This is a genomic window from Streptomyces sp. NPDC057445 (assembly GCF_042802855.1).
In the GTDB taxonomy this organism is placed as follows: domain Bacteria; phylum Actinomycetota; class Actinomycetes; order Streptomycetales; family Streptomycetaceae; genus Streptomyces.
This window is the reverse complement of record NZ_JBHVDH010000019.1, coordinates 51,196-70,041: the sequence shown is the minus strand read 5'-3', so window position 1 is coordinate 70,041 and position 18,846 is coordinate 51,196. Positions and strand designations below refer to the sequence as shown.

At 74.1% G+C, this 18,846-nt stretch carries 2 protein-coding genes; both read right to left on the bottom strand.

Features of this window, described 5'->3' with window-relative positions:
- Positions 1-14 precede the first annotated feature (14 nt).
- On the bottom strand, positions 15-5,927 hold the full coding sequence (locus ACFU5O_RS29270) for an SDR family NAD(P)-dependent oxidoreductase (RefSeq protein ID WP_384245173.1): 5,913 nt from the start codon (positions 5,925-5,927) through the stop codon (positions 15-17).
- Entirely contained in the window at positions 5,879-18,826 is a 12,948-nt protein-coding gene (locus ACFU5O_RS29265; RefSeq protein WP_384245092.1) for an SDR family NAD(P)-dependent oxidoreductase, read from the bottom strand. The genes ACFU5O_RS29270 and ACFU5O_RS29265 overlap by 49 nt, the downstream gene beginning before the upstream one ends.
- Positions 18,827-18,846: the final 20 nt, after the last annotated feature.

The window sequence follows — 18,846 nt, the reverse complement described above, 5'->3', positions numbered from 1 at the left end:
GTCGGTGCCGGGCTTCACGCAGTGCGGAAGCCGCTGTCGAGCAGCTGGAACAGCTCGTCGTCGGAGGCGGAATGGAGTAGTTCGGTGACGTTGCCGGTGTCCGGTGTGCCGGGGTCGGGGGCGCCGGTCTCCGGTGTCCCGGCGGCGCTGCCGAGTCCGTCGATCAGTGCCCTGAGCCGTCCTGTGACGGCCTGCCGGGCGGCCTCGTCGAGGTCGGCCCGGGCGGTGGCCTCTGCGAGCTGTCCGAGCAGGTCGAGTACGGCGGCCTCCGCGCCGGGCAGTTCCTCGTCGAGGTGTGCGGCGAGGGCCAGCGGCGTCGGGTGGTCGAAGACGAGGGTCGCGGTCAGCCGAAGGCCGGTCGCGGCCGTGAGCCGGTTGCGCAGTTCGACGGCGGTGAGCGAGTCGAAGCCGGCTTCCTTGAAGCTGCGGTCGGCCGGGATCCCGGCCGGGCTCGCGTGGCCGAGTACGGCCGCGACCTCGGTGCGTACGAGTTCGAGGACGAGCGCGGCGCGTTCGCCGCGGGGCAGGCCCGCGACCCGGTCGGCGAGCGCGGCGCGGCGCGGTCCGGAGGTGACGGCCTTGGCCTCGGTGCCGGCCGCTGCCGGGCGGCGGGCCGTCGGTGCGGCCAGGGTGCGCAGCACCGGGGGAAGTTCGCGGCCCGCGCCGCGGGCGGCCGCCGGGTCGAACCGCAGTGGCAGCAGGACCGTTTCCTCCCGGGCGCAGGCCTCGTCGAAGAGGGCGAGCGCCTCCTCGGGGCGGAGGGCGACGAGCCCGCTGCGGCGCAGCCGGGCGGCGTCGGCGCCGGTCAGTTCGCCGGCCATGCCGTCGCCTGCCCATGGGCCCCAGGCGAGGGAGGTGGCGGGCAGGCCCTGGGCCCGTCGCCAGGAGGCGAAGGCGTCCAGGTGGGCGTTGGCCGCGGCGTAGGTGGCCTGTCCGGCGCTGCCGAGGATGCCCGCGGCGGAGGAGAACAGCACGAACGCGTCGAGCTCCAGCTCCCGGGTGAGATCGTGCAGGACCCGGACCGCGTCGGCCTTGGGCCGCAGTACGGCGTCGAGGCGGGCGGGGTCCTGGGCGGTGAGCAGACCGTCGTCGAGCACGCCCGCGGTGTGGACCACGCCGGTGAGCGGGTGGTCGGCGGGGATGCGGGCGAGGAGAGCGGCGAGGGCGGTGCTGTCGGCGGCGTCGCAGGCGGCGACCACGGCGGTGGCGCCCGCTGCGGCGAGTTCGGCGGTCAGGCGGGCGGCCCCGGGGGCGTCCGGTCCGCGCCGGCTGGTCAGCAGAAGGTGGCGTACGCCGTGCGTGGTGACCAGGTGGCGGGCGACGGCGGCGCCGAGGCCGCCGGTGCCGCCGGTGACGAGCACCGTGCCGTCGGGGTTCCAGCCGAGGGCGACGGCGGCGCCTTCGGCGCGGACGACGGCCGGGGCGTGCGGGACTCCGGCGCGCAGGGCGAGCTGGTCCGCCTCGTCGCGGCGGGTGAGCGCCGCGGGCAGGGCGGCGTAGGAGGCCGGGTCCTCGTCGATGTCCACCAGGGCGAAGCGGCCCGGGTGTTCGGCCTGTGCGGAGCGCAGCAGGCCCCAGACCACGGCGGCGGCCGGGTCGGTGACGGGGCCGGCGGCGTCGACGGCGCCGTGGGTGAGGACGGTGAGACGGGCCGGCGCGGGGTGTTCGGCGGCCAGCCAGGCCTGGGCGAGCGCCAGGGCCCGGTGACCGGCCAGGTGCGGGTCGTCCGCGCCGCGCAGGTCGGCCAGGACGTGCGCCGCGCCGGTGGCCGGTACGCCGGCCGGGTCGGCGGCGGCGAGTACGGTCGATCCGTTGGCGGCCAGGGCTTCGGCGAGGGCCGGTTCGTGGTCGCCCAGGAGGTACCAGGTGGCCTGCTCCGGCGTTGCGGAGCCGGCGTCGAGCGGCGTCCAGGTGGGGCGCAGCAGCGGTGGCTGTGCGGTGGGCGCGGCGGCGACGCGGTCGGTGGCGGCCCGGCGCAGCGCGAGGGAACGCGCGGCGAGGACGGGCCGGCCGGCGGGGTCGGCGGCGGTGACCGTGACGGCGTCGGGCCCGGCCGGGGAGATCCGTATCCGCAGGGCGTCGGCGCCCCGCGCGTACAGGGTGACGCCGGTCCAGGAGAAGGGCACGAGTCCGTGGGCGTCCTCCCGGCCGGCGGTGACGGCGTGCAGGGCGGCGTCGAGCAGCGCGGGGTGCAGCCCGTACGCGGCGGCCTCTGCGGCCTCCGGTTCGGGCAGGGCGGCGTACGCGTGGACGTCGGTGCCGACCCGCCAGGTGGCCCGCAGGCCCTGGAAGGCGGGCCCGTAGCCGATGCCGGCGGCGGCGAAGCGCTCGTGCTCCTCGTCGAGGGAGACGGCTTCTGCACCGGGCGGCGGCCACTCGCCGGTCAGGTCGGCGAAGGCTTCGAGATCATCGTGGTCTCCGTGGTCCCGGTGGTCTCCTGTCGTGGCGGGCTCGGTGCGGCCCGTGGCATGGGGAGTCCAGGGGGCGCCGGCGGCGGCCGGGGCGGAGTGCACGCTGACCGGGCGTGAGCCGTCGGCCTCGGCGGGGCCGAGCCGCACGCGCAGCCGCACGGGCGCGTCGCCGGGCAGCACAAGAGGGTTCTCGAAGGTCAGTTCGGCGATCCGGGCGTCGTCACCGGCCGCGGTGAGGGCGAGTTCCAGCAGCGCCGTGCCGGGGACGACGGGGCGTCCCGCGAGCGTGTGCTCGGCCAGCCACGGGTGGGTGCGGGTGGACAGCGTGGCGGTCCACACGGTGCCCTGCGCGTCGGGGAGTTCGACGGCGGCGGCGAGCAGCGGATGGCCGGCGGGGTCCACCCCGGCGGAGGTGAGCGGGGCCTGGGGCGCGGGCGCGTCCAGCCAGTGCCGGGTGCGCCGGAAGGCGTACGTGGGCAGTTCGGCGGCCAGGGCCGTGGCGGCTCCCGGTTCCGGGACGGGGGCCAGCCGCGCGGGCAGGCCGTTGACGTAGGCGGTGGCGACGGCCCGGTCGAACGCGGCGGCCTCCGGCCGGCCGCGGCGCAGCACGGGCAGGGTGAGCGCGGCGCCGTCGCCGTCCGCCGCGTCCGTGTCGAGGATGGTGCGGCTCATGGCGGTGAGCACGGCGTCCGGGCCGAGTTCGACGAAGGTGTCGATGCCGTCGGCGCGCAGCGCGCGCAGACCGTCGAGGAACCGCACCGGCCGGCGCGCGTGACGGACCCAGTGGTCCGCGCCGCACAGCGCGTCGCCCGCGGCGAGCTCTCCGGTCAGGTTCGACATGAGAGGAATCCTGGGCTCGCGGTAGTCGAGACCGCGAGCGACGGATGCGAACTGTGTCAACATGCCGTCCATGTGCGGCGAATGGAAGGCGTGACTGACCTTCAGCCGCTTCGCGGCCCGGCCGCGGCTCTTCCAGTGGTCGACCAGTTCCGCGACGGCGCCCTCGTCTCCGGCGACGACGACGGCGGCCGGTCCGTTGACCGCGGCGAGGTCGATCTCGGCCTCCCGGCCGGCCAGTTGCGGCAGGACTTCCTCTGCGCTCGCCTGCAGGGCGGCCATCGCGCCTCCCCCGGGCAGCTCGCCCATGAGGCGGCCGCGGGCGGCGACGAGCCGGGCCGCGTCGGCGAGCGGGAAGACCCCGGCGACGTAGGCGGCGGTGATCTCGCCGACGGAGTGGCCGGCCACGGCGTCGGGGCGAATGCCCCGGGAGGTGACGAGGGCGTGGAGCGCGGCCTCGAGTGCGAACAGCGCGGGCTGGGTGTACTCGGTGCGGTCCAGCAGCGCGGCATCGGCCGAGCCGGGCTCGGCGAACATCACCTCGCGCAGCGGGCGCGCCAGGTGGGGCTCGAACGCCTCGCAGATCTCGTCGAGTGCGCGGGCGAACTCCGGCTGGGCCGCGTACAGTTCCCGTCCCGTGCCGGGCCGCTGGCTGCCCTGCCCGGTGAAGAGGAACGCGGTACGGCGCCCGGCGACGGCCCGCCCGGTGACCAGCCCCGCGGCGCCTTCGCCCGCGGCGAGCGCCTCGAGCCCGCGCCGCAGGCTGTCGCCGTCGTCCCCGAGCACGACGGCCCGTCGGGCGAACGCGGTCCGGTGGTGGGCGAGCACACCGGCCACGAGGGCCGGGTCGGGGTTCCCCGGCCCGCGCCCGTCGAGGTGATCGGCAAGCCGCCGTGCCTGGGCCCGCAGCGTGGCCTCGTCCCGGGCGGAAAGGGTCCAGGCGGTGCCGCCCGCGAAGACGGGGCCGGTGTCCTGGGCGGGCGCCCCGGTCCCGCTCGCGTCGGTCTCGTCCGCGTCGGCCCCGCTCACCCCGGTCCCGCTCGCGTCGGCCCCGCTCACCCCGGTCTCTTCCGCCTCGGTCTCGCTCACCTCGGCCGCCGGGGCGGCGGGCTTGGACGGCGGCGTTCCCGGGGTCCCGGGGGCAGCCTTCCGGCGCGCCGGGGCGGACTCGGGCTCGGGCGGGGACTCCAGGATGACGTGGGCGTTGGTGCCGCTGGCGCCGAAGGCGGAGACACCGGCGCGGCGCGGTTCGTCCGCCCGGTCGGGCCAGGGGGTGTGCTCGTTGAGCAGGGAGACCTCGCCGGCCGACCAGTCGATACGGGTGGAGGGCACCTCTGCGTGCAGGGTCCTGGGCAGGATGCCGTGCCGCAGGGCCAGCACGGTCTTGATGACCCCGGCCACCCCGGCGGCGGCCTGGGCGTGGCCGATGTTGGACTTCAGCGAGCCGAGCAGCAGGGGCGCGTGCGCGGGTCGGCCGCGGCCGTAGGTGGCGAGCAGGGCCTCTGCCTCGATGGGGTCGCCGAGCCGGGTGCCGGTGCCGTGCGCCTCGACGGCGTCGACCTGGTCGGCGGTGAGCCGGGCGCTGTGCAGGGCGGCACGGATGACGCGTTGCTGGGCGGGGCCGTTGGGCGCGGTGAGACCGTTTCCGGCGCCGTCCTGGTTGACGGCGGAGCCGCGGACGACGGCGAGGACGGTACGGCCCTCGCGCCGGGCGTCGGAGAGCCGCTGGAGGAGCAGCATGCCGGCGCCCTCGCCGAAGCCGGTGCCGTCGGCCGCCTCGGCGAACGCCTTGCAGCGTCCGTCGGCGGCCAGGCCGCGCTGGCGCGAGAAGTCGATGAACATGGTGGGCGTGGCCAGTACGGTCGCACCGCCCGCCAGGGCCAGGTCGCACTCGCCGGCGCGCAGGGCCTGCGCGGCGAGGTGGAGGGCGACGAGCGAGGAGGAGCAGGCGGTGTCGACGGTGACGGCGGGCCCGCGCAGTCCGAAGGTGTAGGACACGCGCCCCGAGGCGACACTGCCCGCGCTGCCGTTGACGAGGTAACCCTCGAGGCCTTCGGGGGTACGGCCGCCGGGGATGTGCGGGATGCGCGCGCCGTAGTCGTCGTACATCACGCCCGCGTACACGCCGGTGCGGCTGTCGCGTACGGCGTCCCGGTCGAGGCCTGCCCGCTCGAAGGCCTCCCAGGCGGTCTCCAGCAGGAGCCGCTGCTGCGGGTCCATGGCGAGGGCCTCGCGGGGCGAGATGCCGAAGAACTCGGGGTCGAAGTCGGCGCAGTCGTGGAGGAAGCCGCCTTCGCGGGCGTAGCTCGTGCCGTGGGCGTCGGGGTCGGGATCGTAGAGGGCGTCGAGGTCCCAGCCGCGGTCCCCGGGCAGGCCGGAGACGGCGTCGGTGCCGGACGCCAGGAGCTGCCAGAGCGCTTCGGGGGTGTCGGCACCACCGGGCATCCTGCAGCTCATCGACACGATCGCGATGGGCTCGCGGGCCGCTTCCGCGGCCTCCTCCGCGGTGCGCAGCCGGGCGCGGGTGGCGACGAGTTCGGCGGTGACCCGCTTGAGGTAGTCGCGGATCCTGTCGGTGTTGTCGGCTCCGCCCGCGGTCCGGCCGGCGTTCTCGGGTACGGCGCTTCCCGTCACAGCTGCTCCTCGATGAAGGCGAAAAGTTCGTCGTCGTCGGCCGATTCGAGTCGCGGCCCGGCCGCCGGGAGGTCCACGGGGCCCGGCCCGGTGCCGGCCGCGGCGACGAGCGCGGCCAGTCGGCGGTTGACCGTCTCGCGTCGGATGTCGTCCTCGGCCATGGCCGCGAGGGCCGTTTCGAGGGCGTCGAGGCCGGCGAGCGCGGCCTCGCCCGCTTCCCGGCCGCCGCTCTGCGCGGTGCGCAGTTCCTCGCCGATGTGTCCGGCGAGGGCCTGGGCGGTGGGGTGGTCGAAGACGACGGCGGCGGCGAGCCGCAGCCCGGTCGCGGCGTTGAGCCGGTTGCGGAGTTCGACCGCGGTGAGCGAGTCGAAGCCGATGTCGCGGAAGGCGCGGGCGGGGTCGACGGCGTCGGGTCCGGTGAAGCCGAGCACGACGGCGACCTCGGTGCGTACGAGGGTGTCCAGCGCCCGGGCGCGGGCCGTGTCGTCGAGACCCACCAGGCGCTGGGCCAGTGCCTGGGCTGCGCCCTCCGACGGGCCGGGGTCCCCGGCCTGCGCGGTGTCCGTCCGGCCGGCGGCCGTGGCCCGCGCTCCGGTGGCGGCGGGGACCAGGGCGCGCAGGAGGACGGGCACGGCGTCGGTGCCGTGGGCGGCCTGTTCCCGGCGCAGGGCCGAGGCGTCCAGGCGCAGCGGCACGAGCAGCGCCTCGTCGCCGGGCGCGGCGAGGGCCCGGTCGAAGAGGGCGAGGCCCTGCTCGTTGCTCATGGGTGCGATGCCGGAGCGCCGCATACGGCGCAGGTCGGTGCCGGAGAGGTGTCCCGTCATGCCGCTGGTCTCGCCCCACAGGCCCCAGGCCAGGGAGTGGGCGGGCAGACCGGTGGCCCGGCGGTGTGCGGCCAGGGCGTCCAGGAACGTGTTCGCGGCGGCGTAGTTGGCCTGGCCGGGGCGGCCGAGGAGCCCGGCGGCACCGGAGAACAGGACGAACGCGGACAGCGGCAGATGGGCGGTCAGTTCATGCAGATGCAGTGCGGCGTCGGCCTTGGGCCGGAGCACGGCGCCCAGCCGCTCCGGATCGAGAGCGGTGATCGCGCCGTCGTCGAGCACACCGGCCGCGTGGATCACGGCGGTCAGCGGGTGCTCGGCGGGGATGCGCGCGAGCAGTGCCTCCACCGCGGAGCGGTCGCCCGTGTCGCATGCGCCGATCTCCACCCGGGCGCCGAGCGCGGACAGTTCCCGCTCCAGCTCCGCGGCTCCTGCGGCTGCCGGTCCGCTGCGGCTGACGAGCAGCAGCCGGCGGGCGCCGTGCGCGGTGACGAGGTGGCGGGTGAGCAGCGTGCCGAGCGTGCCGGTGGCGCCGGTGACGAGGACGGTCCCGTCCGGGTCGAACGGGCTCCCGGCGGACTCAGCGCCGGCCACGCCCGCGTCGGCCGCGCCTGCGCCATCCGGGGCGGCCTCCTCCCGGCGGGCGAGCGCGGGAGTGCGTATCCCGCCCTCCCGCAGGGCCAGCTGGGGTTCGCCGGTGCCGAGCGCCCCTGCCAGTGCGCCCGCCGAGGCGTCCGTACCGTCGGTGTCGACGAGCGTGAACCTGCCCGGGTGTTCGGTCTGGGCGGAGCGTACGAGGCCCCACAGGCCGGCACCCGCGAGTCCGGGCAGGCTCTCCCCCGGCCCGGCGGCCACGGCCCGTTCGGTGAGCACGGCCAGTCGGGCGTCGGCGAGCGGTCCGTCCTGGGCGAGCCATTCCTGGACGAGGGCCAGGCCCCGTCCGGTGACCTCGCGCACGGCGTCGGCGTCGGTGCCGGTGCCGGTGCCGGTGCCGGTGCCGGCCGGGAAGGCCACGACCACGGCATCCGGCACGGGTGCCCCGTCGGCGACGGCGGCTCGCAGCGCGGCGATACCGGCGTAGGCGCTGACGGTGGTGGCCGGGTGGCCCGCGCCGGCGATGACGGGCGTGTCAGGTCCGATCACGGCCAGGTGCCGCAGCGGCTCCGGTGCGGTGGTGCCACGCTCCCAGGCGACGCGGTACAACGGCAGTTCGCTCCCGGCGGCACCGAGCAGCGCCTCCAGACGTTCCCGCTCGACGGGCCGCATGACCAGCGCGCCGAGGGTGAGGACGGGTGCGCCGCCGAGGTCGACGGCCTCCAGGGAGACCGCGCCGTCGCCGGACCGTGCGATACGGACGCGCAGCGCGTCGGCGCCGGCCGCGTGCAGGGCGATTCCCTGCCAGGCGAAAGGCAGCAGTACGGAACCGTCCGGTACGTCGAGCAGCCCACCGGCCAGCCACGGCTGGAGTGCGGCGTCCAGCAGGGCCGGGTGCAGTCCGTACGCGACCGCGTCGGCCCGGGCGCGGCCGGGCAGCAGGATCTCGGCGAACACCTCACCGTCCCGCCGCCACAACGCTTCGATGCCGGCGAACACCTCACCGTACTCGTAGCCGAGATCCGCGAACTGCCCGTACACATCGTCCGCTTCGACACGCTCGGCACCGGCCGGCGGCCAGGACCGGCCGGCCCAGTCGGCCTCCGGCGGGGGTGCGGCGGCCGGGGTGAGCACACCGGTGGCGTGCCGGGTCCATCCGGCCGCGGCGTCGGCGTCCTCGGTACGGGAGTGCACGGTCACCCGGCGGCGGCCGCTCTCGTCGGCCGCCTCGACGCGAACCTGGATCCGCGCCGCGCCACGCCCGCCGAGGACGAGCGGCGCCTCGAGGCCCAGCTCCTCCAGGCCGGCGCAGCCGGTCGCGGCGGCGGCGTGGAGAGCGAGTTCGACAAAGGCGGTGCCGGGCAGCAGGGTCCGGCCGAAGACCGCATGATCGGCGATCCACGGGTGGTCGGAGAGCGAGATCCGGCCCCCGAACACCACCTCGCCGGTGGAGGCGAGCGGCAGCGCACCGCCCAGCAGGGGGTGGGTGTCCCAGGCCATGCCGAAGCGTGCGGCGGCCGCCTCTCCCACACCTGCCGGTGAGGTCGGTGCCCAGTAACGCCTGCGCTGGAAGGGGTAGGTGGGTAGGTCGGCGTGGCGGGCGCCGGTGCCTTCGAAGAGGGCCGCCCAGTCGATGTCGATGCCACGGACGAACAGCTCCGCCGCCGAGGTCAGGAAGCGTTCCAGACCGCCCTCGTCACGGCGCAGCGAACCACTGACCAGCGCATCCACACCCGCCTCCTCGGCGGTCTCCTCGATACCCATGGTCAGCACCGGATGCGCACTGGACTCCACAAACGTGCCAAAGCCCTTGCCCAGCAGCGCCCGCACCGTCTCCTCGAAACGCACCGGGTGCCGCAGATTGCGATACCAATACCCGGCATCCAGCACCGTCGTGTCCGTGACGAGGCCGCCTTCGACGGTCGAGTAGAACGGGACCTCCGCGCGGCGCGGGATGATCGGTGCCAGCACCTTCGCCAGCTCGGCCTCGATCCGCTCCACATGAGCCGAATGAGAGGCGTAGTCGACCGGCACCTGACGCGCCCTGATGCCCTCCTCCCGGCACAGGGCCACGAACTCGACAATCGCGTCCGCGTCCCCCGCGATCACCGTGCTCGAGGGCCCGTTGACCGCAGCCACACCCAACCGCCCGGACCACGCTTCCAGCCGCTCCTCGACCCGGTCCTGCGGAAGCGGAATGGAAGCCATACCGCCCAGCCCCGCAAGCTCCCGTCCGATCACCCGGGCCCGAAGCGCCACCACCCGCGCCGCGTCCTCAAGCGACAGGGCACCCGAGACGGCGGCGGCAGCGATCTCGCCCTGCGAATGACCCACCACGGCATCCGGCACCACACCCAGCGAACGCCACAGCGCCGCCAGCGACACCATCACCGCCCACGTCACCGGCTGGACCACATCCACCCGGTCCAGCTCCCGGCCCCCACGCACCACCTCGACCACATCGAAGTCCACAAACGGCGCCAGTGCATCCGCGCACTCGCGAAGCCGAGCCGCGAACACCGGCGAGGACTCCAACAAGCCCGCGCCCATACCCGCCCACTGCGTCCCCTGCCCCGGGAACACCAACACCCGACGACCACCGGCCGAGACAACACCCTCCAACACCGTCGTCCCCAACGTGACCTGCCGGTGCTCGAAGACCGAGCGCGAGGCCGCCAGCGTGTGGCCGACGTCCAGGGGCCGCAGGCCGCTCTCGCGATCCAGCCGGGTACGCAGCCGGTCGGTCTGTTCGCGCAGCCCGGCCGCCGTCTTGGCGGACAACACCAGCGGAACCACGGGCAGTTCCCGTGTCGCGGCTCCCTCGGCGGACTCCGGCAGAGGTGCCTGCTCCAGGATCACGTGCGCGTTCGTGCCACTCACACCGAACGCGGACACACCGGCCCGGCGCGGCCGGTCCACGTGGGGCCACTTCCGGGCCCCGGTGAGCAGCGAGACCGCACCGGACTCCCAGTCCACCTGCGAGGACGGTGCGTCGATGTGCAGCGTCCTGGGCAGCACACCCTCCCGCAGCGCCATCACCATCTTGATGACACCACCCACACCGGCGGCGGCCTGCGCATGACCGATGTTCGACTTCAACGACCCCAGCCACAACGGCTCCGCATCCGCAGGCCGCCGACCGTACGTCGCCAGCAGCGCCTGCGCCTCGATCGGATCACCCAACCGCGTGCCCGTCCCGTGGGCCTCGACCGCGTCGATGTCCTGGACTCCGAGCCCGGCGTTGGCGAGCGCCTGCGCGATGACACGTTCCTGGGAAGGCCCGTTGGGGGCGGCGAGACCGTTGCTGGCGCCGTCCTGGTTCACGGCCTCGCCACGGATGACGGCGAGCACCGGGTGTCCCCTGCGTATCGCGTCGGAGAGCCGCTCGACCAGGACCATGCCCGCGCCCTCGCCCCAGCTGGTGCCGTCGGCCGCGTCGGAGAAGGCCTTGCTCCGGCCGTCGGCGGCCAGGCCGCGCTGTCGGGAGAACTCCACGAAGAGCCCGGGTGCGGCCATGACCGTCACCCCGCCGGCGAGGGCCAGGTCGCACTCGCCCGCCCGCACGGCCTGGGCGGCCAGATGCAGCGCGACCAGCGAGGACGAGCAGGCCGTGTCGATCGAGACCGAGGGGCCTTCCAGGCCCAGAACGTAGGAGATGCGCCCCGACACGACGCTCGCGGACTTGCCGGTGAGCAGGTAGCCCTCGTGCTCCTCGTCGGCCTCGTGCAGCCGGGAGGCGTACTCCTGGTGCGTGAGGCCCGCGTACACGCCCGTGCGGCTGCCGCGGAGCGAGAGCGGGTCGATGCCCGCGCGCTCCAGCGCTTCCCAGGAGGTCTCCAGCAGCAGGCGCTGCTGGGGGTCCATCACCAGGGCCTCGCGGGGGGAGATGCCGAAGAACTCGGCGTCGAACTCCGCCGCCTCGTGCAGGAAGCCGCCCTCGCGGACGTACGTCGTACCGCGCCGGCCGTTCTCCGGATCCGGGTCGTACACCTCGTCCAGGTTCCAGCCGCGGTCGGCGGGCGCGGCGCCGATGACGTCGCGTTCGGCCATGACGAGATCCCACAGTGCCTCGGGGGTGTTCGCCTCGCCGGGGTAGCGGCAGGCCATGCCGACGATGACGACGGGGTCGGACGCGTCGTCGGCGGCGGTGGTGGCCGCCGGGGCGGCGGGTGCGGCTGCCGGGGTCTCGCCGAGCAGCTTGCCGAGCACGTACTCGGCGAGCACGGCCGGGCTGGGCCGGTCGAAGACGACGGTCGTGGGCAGGGTCAGTCCGGTGGCCGCGTTGATGCGGTTGCGCAGTTCGAGGGCGGTGAGCGAGTCGAAGCCGGCGTCCTTGAAGGCCCGGTCGGCCAGGACGGCGTCGGTGCTGGCGTGCCGCAGCACCGCGGCCGCCTCGCCGCGTACCAGTTCGACGAGGATGCGGGTGCGTTCCGCTGCGGGCAGTCCGGCGAGACGCCGGGCGAGCCCTTCGGCCGGTCCGGCGGTGGACTCGGCGGCGTTCTTCTGCCGCTCGGCCTCCAGGGCGCGGCGGGCCTCTGGCACGGTGTCGAAGACGGGGCCGGGGCGCAGCGCGTCGGTACGCGGTGCGAAGTCCGCCCAGTCGACATCGACGACGGTGACGCAGGTGTCGCCGAGGTCGAGAGCCCGGTGCAGGGCCTCGATGCCCTGTTCCGGGTCCATGGCCCTGATGCCGCGGCGGCTCAGGCTCTCCTCGCCGGCGCCTTCGGCCATGCCGCCGCCGCCCCACAGGCCCCAGGCGATGGAGGTGGCGGGCAGGCCCTCGGCGCGACGCCGCTCGGCGAGCGTGTCGAGCGAGGCGTTGGCGGCGGCGTAGGCGGCCTGGCCGCCGTTGCCCCAGGTGCCGGTGACGGAGGAGAAGAGCACGAACGCGTCGAGCTCCAGGCCCCGGGCGGCGGTGAGTTCGTGCAGATGGCGGGCCGCGTCGGCCTTCGGGGCGCGGATCTCGCGGAAGGCGTCGCCGGAGAGCGCGTCGATCACGCCGTCGTTGAGGACGCCGGCCGTGTGGAAGACGGCGGTCGGCGGGTGTGCGTCGAGGAGCGCGGCGAGCGCGTCCCGGTCGGAGACGTCGCAGGCGGCGATGGTCACCTCGGCACCGAGCGCGTGGAGTTCTGCGGTCAGCTCGGGTGCGCCGGGCGCGTCCGGGCCCCGCCGGCTGGTCAGTACGAGGTGTCGGGCGCCCTGCCGTACGGCCCATCGGGCGACCTGGGCGCCGAGCGCGCCGGTTCCGCCGGTGATGAGGACGGTGCCGCGGGCGCTCCAGCGGGTGCCGGGTGTTCCGGCGCCGCGGGCCCGGGTGACCCGGCGGCCGTAGGCGCCGGAGGCCCGTACGGCGATCTGGTCCTCGGCCCCGGGCCGGCCGCCCTGGGCCAGCGCGGCGGCCACGCGGTCGAAGGCGCGCGCGTCGGGCTCGGCAGGCAGGTCGATCACACCGCCCCACAGGGAGGGCAGTTCGAGGGCGGCGACCCGGCCGAAGGCCCACATCTGCGCCCCGGTGTCGTCGGGCAGCTCGCCGGGGGCGACGGAGACCGCCTGCTGCGTCAGCGCCCAGAGACGGCAGGGGGTGATCTCTGCGTCACCGGCGGCCTGCACGAGCGCGAGGCTCGCGGGGACGGATTCAGGGGTGCGGGTGAGCGAGAGCAGGGAGAGGACGCCGGTGAGGCCCTCGTACGAGGACAGGCGCGCGGTCAGTTCCTCACGGGTCGCGGTGGCCGGGTCGAGGATCAGCCGCTCGGTACGGGCGCCGTGCCGGGTGAGCGCGGCCTCGGTGGCGGCGACCGCGTCGGCGAGGGCGGCGTCGGGACCGGCCGGGACGACGAGGAGCCAGCGGCCGTCGAGGGCGGGGGCGGAGTCGCCGACCAGGCCCTTCCAGGTGGTCCGGTAGCGCCAGGCGTCGGTGCCGGACGGTTCGGTGCCGGTGGTCCCGGTGTGGGTGGTGGTGGCGGGGGTGGCGGGTTCGTGCCAGTAGTGCTCGCGTTGGAAGGGGTAGGTGGGAAGGTCGGCGTGGCGGGCGCCGGTGCCTTCGAAGACGGCCGCCCAGTCGATGTCGATGCCACGGACGAACAGCTCCGCCGCCGAGGTCAGGAAGCGTTCCAGACCGCCCTCGTCACGGCGCAGCGAACCACTGACCAGCGCATCCACACCCGCGTCCTCGGCGGTCTCCTCGATACCCATGGTCAGCACCGGATGCGCACTGGACTCCACAAAGGTGCCGAAGCCGTCCTCAATGAGGCTCCGTACCGTGTCCTCGAAACGCACCGGGTGCCGCAGATTGCGATACCAATACCCGGCATCCAGCACCGTCGTATCCGTGACGAGACCGCCCTCGACGGTCGAGTAGAACGGGACCTCCGCCCGGCGCGGGACGATCGGTGCCAGCACCTTCGCCAGCTCGGCCTCGATCCGCTCCACATGAGCCGAATGAGAGGCGTAGTCCACCGGCACCTGACGCGCCCTGATGCCCTCCTCCCGGCACACAGCCACGAACTCGACAATCGCGTCCGCATCCCCCGCGATCACCGTGCTCGAGGGCCCGTTGACCGCAGCCACACCCAACCGCCCGGACCACGAGCCGAGCCGCTCCACCACCCGCGCCTGCGGCAGCGGAATGGAAGCCATACCACCCAGCCCCGCAAGCTCCCGCCCGATCACCCGAGCCCGAAGCGCCACCACCCGCGCCGCATCCTCCAACGACAGCGCGCCCGACACGGCAGCGGCAGCGATCTCACCCTGCGAATGACCCACCACCGCATCCGGCACCACACCCAGCGAACCCCACAACGCCGCCAGGGACACCATCACGGCCCAGGTCACCGGCTGGACCACATCCACCCGGTCCAGGTCCCGGCCCCCACGCACCACCTCCACCACATCGAAGTCCACAAACGGGGCCAGTGCATCCGCGCACTCACCAAGCCGCGCCGCGAACACCGGCGACGACTCCAACAAGCCCGCACCCATACCCACCCACTGCGTCCCCTGACCCGGGAACACCAACACCCGACGACCACCGGCCGAGACAACACCCTCGACGGTTTCCGTGCCCAGGACGACCTGACGGTGTTCGAAGACCGAGCGCGAGGTGGCCAGGCTGAAGCCTGCGTCCAACGGCCGCAGTTCACCGGCAGGTTCGAGATGCGCACGTACCCTTGTGGCCTGTGCGCGCAGAGCCGCGTCCGTTTTGGCGGTGAGGACGAGGGGGACGACGGGGAGTTCCCGTGTCACCGGCTCCTCGACCGGCTCAAGCACGGGCGCCTGCTCAAGGATCACGTGCGCGTTCGTGCCACTCACACCGAACGACGACACACCCGCACGCCGCACCCGCCCCGTCTCGGGCCACTCCCGCCGCTCCGTCAACAGCGAAACCGCACCCGCATCCCAGTCCACCTCCGACGACGGTGCATCCACATGCAGCGTCCTGGGCAGCACACCCTCCCGCAGCCCCATCACCATCTTGATGACACCACCCACACCGGCAGCCGCCTGCGCATGACCGATGTTCGACTTCAACGACCCCAGCCACAACGGCTCCGCACCCACAGGCCGCCGACCGTACGTCGCCAGCAACGCCTGCGCCTCGATCGGATCACCCAACCGCGTGCCCGTCCCGTGCGCCTCGACCACGTCCACATCACCAGCACCCAGACCCGCGCTCTCCAACGCCGCCCGGATCACCCGCTGCTGCGACGGACCGCTCGGCGCCGTCAGCCCATTGCTCGCACCGTCCTGATTCACCGCCGAACCACGCACCACCGCCAGCACCCGATGCCCACGACGCACCGCGTCCGACAAACGCTCCACCAACAGCACACCCACACCCTCGGCCCAGCCCGTGCCATCAGCACCGTCCGAGAACGCCTTGCAACGCCCGTCCGCAGCCAGCCCCCGCTGCTGCGAGAACTCCACGAACATGCCGGGGCCAGTCATCACTGCCACTCCGCCGGCCAGGGCCAGGTCGCACTCCCCCGCCCGCAGCGACTGGGCCGCCAGATGCAGCGCGACCAGCGACGACGAGCAGGCCGTGTCGACGGTCACCGCCGGACCCTCCAGGCCCAGCGCATAGGAAATACGGCCGGACATGACACTGGCCGTGGTGCCGGTGAGCAGGTAGCCCTCGTAGCCCTGGGCGGGCTCGTGGAGACGGGGGCCGTACTCCTGCGACATGGCGCCGACGAAGACGCCGGTGCGCGAACCACGCAACGAGGACGCCGGCACCCCCGCCCGCTCCAACGCCTCCCACGACGTCTCCAGCAACAACCGCTGCTGCGGATCCATCGCCACCGCCTCACGCGGCGAAATACCGAAGAAGCCCGCATCGAACTCCCCCGCCCCGTGCAGAAAACCCCCCTCCCGCACATACGACCGACCCGCCACACCCGGCACCGGATCGAACAACCCCTCCACATCCCAGCCCCGGTCCCCCGGAAACGGCGACACCGCATCCGCACCCGAAACCACCAGATCCCACAAACCCTCGGGCGAACCCACCCCACCCGGGAAACGGCACGCCATCCCCACAATCGCGACGGCGTCGTCCTGGTCGAGGACCGGCTGCTCGCGCCGGGCCGGGGCGGCCGGTCGCGCGGGCGCGGCGGCGGACTCCTCGACGGCGGCATCGCGAATCAGCCGGGCGACGGCGAGCGGGGTCGGCGAGTCGTAGATGAGGGTGGTGGGCAGCCGCAGACCGGTCGCGGACCGCAGGCGGTTGCGCAGCTCGATCCCGTCGACGGACTCGAAGCCCTGCTCCTTGAAGGTGTTCTCGGGGCTGATCGCGTCGGCGGAGGGGCGACCGATCACGGCGGCGGCATGAACGCGTACCAGCTCAAGTACGTGATCGAGCTGCTCGCCTGCGGAACGGCCCTGCAGTTCGCGGCTGAGCAGGGTCTCCTCGGCATCGGGCGCGGGCGCCTCGGGCCGCTCGTCGGTGTCGCCGGAGGACAGCCAGTGATGGGTGCGCTGGAAGGGGTAGGTGGGTAGGTCGGCGTGGCGGGCGCCGGTGCCTTCGAAGACGGCCGCCCAGTCGATGTCGATGCCACGGACGAACAGCTCCGCCGCCGAGGTCAGGAAGCGTTCCAGACCGCCCTCGTCACGGCGCAGCGAACCACTGACCAGCGCATCCACACCCGCGCTCTCGGCGGTCTCCTCGATGCCCATGGTCAGCACCGGATGCGCACTGGACTCCACAAAGGTGCCGAAGCCGTCCTCAATGAGGCTCCGTACCGTGTCCTCGAAACGCACCGGGTGCCGCAGATTGCGATACCAATACCCGGCATCCAGCACCGTCGTGTCCGTGACGAGGCCGCCTTCGACGGTCGAGTAGAACGGGACCTCCGCGCGGCGCGGGATGATCGGTGCCAGCACCTTCGCCAGCTCGGCCTCGATCCGCTCCACATGAGCCGAATGAGAGGCGTAGTCGACCGGCACCTGACGCGCCCTGATGCCCTCGGCGCGGCATCCGGCGACGAACTCGACAATCGCATCCGCGTCCCCGGCGATCACCGTGCTGGACGGTCCGTTGACCGCAGCCACACCCAACCGCCCGGACCACGAGCCGAGCCGCTCCACCACCCGCGCCTGCGGCAGCGGAATGGAAGCCATACCGCCCAGCCCCGCCAGCTCCCGCCCGATTACCCGCGCCCGAAGCGCCACCACCCGCGCCGCGTCCTCCAACGACAACACGCCCGACACGGCAGCGGCAGCGATCTCGCCCTGCGAGTGGCCCACCACCGCATCCGGCACCACACCCAGCGAACGCCACAGCGCCGCGAGGGAAACCATCACGGCCCAGGTCACCGGCTGGACCACATCCACCCGGTCCAACTCCCGGCCCCCACGCACCACCTCGACCACATCGAAGTCCACAAACGGGGCCAGTGCATCCGCGCACTCGCGAAGCCGAGCCGCGAACACCGGCGAGGACTCCAACAAGCCCGCGCCCATACCCGCCCACTGCGTCCCCTGCCCCGGGAACACCAACACCCGACGACCGGTCTCACCGGCAATCCCGTGGACGGCGGACCGCTCCAGCCGGGTCAGCAGTTCCTCGCGGTCGCCGGCCAGCACCACGGCCCGGTGCCCGAAGACCGTTCGGGCCCGCGCGAGGGTCCAGGCGACGTCCAGGAGGTCCAGCTCCAGGCCGTGTTCGACACGGGCGCTGAGCTGCGCGGCCTGGTCGCGCAGGCCTTCTGCGGTGCGGCCGGAGACGACCACCGGCACGACCGGCAGCCGTCGGCCGGCCGCGGCCGGCTCGGTGTCCGGGGCCTGTTCCAGCACGAGGTGGGCGTTGGTGCCGCCCATGCCGAATGAGGAGACACCGGCCAGGCGGCGCTGCCCGGACGGCTCGGTCCAGGGCTCCAGTTCGGTCTGGACGCGCAGGTTCAGTTCGTCGAGCGGGATGTCCGGGTTGGGGGTCTCGTAGTTGAGGCTGGGCGGCAGTTCGCCCTCGCGGACGGCGAGGGCGGCCTTGAGCAGGCCGACGACGCCGGCGGCGCCTTCGAGGTGGCCGACGTTGGTCTTGGCGGATCCCACGGCGAGCGGGCCCGTGCCGGGGGCGCGGGCCGCGCCGAGCACGGCGCCGAGTGCCGCCGCCTCGACGGGATCCCCGGCGCGGGTCCCGGTGCCGTGGAGCTCGACGTAACGGATGCGTCCGGCCGGGACTCCGGCCCGCTCGCAGGCCTCGCGCAGCAGGGCCTGCTGGGCCTCGCGGTCGGGGGTGGTGAGGCTCGGGCCGCCGCCGTCGTTGTTGACGGCGCCGCCCTTGATGACGCAGTGCACCCGGTCGCCGTCGGCGAGGGCCCGGCGCAGCGGCTTGAGCACGAGGGCCACGCCGCCCTCGCCACGTACGTAGCCGTTGGCGCGGGCGTCGAAGGTGTAGCAGCGGCCGTCCTGGGACAGGGCGCCCATCAGCTCCATGTTGGTGGTGCTGTCGTCGGCGAGGACGAGGTTGACGCCGCCCACGAGCGCCAGGTCGGTCTCGCCGTACCGCAGGCTCTCGCAGGCGAGGTGGACGGCGACGAGCGCGGAGGACTGCGCGGTGTCGACGGCCATGCTCGGGCCGCGCAGGCCGAGGAGGTACGAGAGGCGGTTGGCGGACATCGCCCGGTGCTGGCCGGCCGCGCTGTGGCCGCCGGCGGTGCCGGTCCGGCGGGCGAGGGTGGCGTAGTCGTCGGAGGCGATACCGACGTAGACGCCGGTGCGGGTGCCGCGGAGGCGGGCAGGGACGATTCCCGCGTGTTCCAGGGCCTCCCAGCCGAGTTCGAGCACGAGGCGCTGCTGCGGGTCGGTGGCGGCGGCCTGTGCCGCGCTCATCCCGAAGAATTCCGCGTCGAATTCTCCGTGGTTCTCCAGCGCGGCCCGCCAGGTCCCGTCGGGCTGCCGGGTCACGGCCTGTCCGCCGGTCCGAAGGAGCTGCAGGAATTCCTCGACGGTGGAGGCTCCGGGGAGTCGGCACGCCATCCCTACGACGGCTATGTCGTTGTCACCCACGTACTGCTCAGCGGTCTTCGGGGTCATTGTTTCTCCATAGCCAGAGA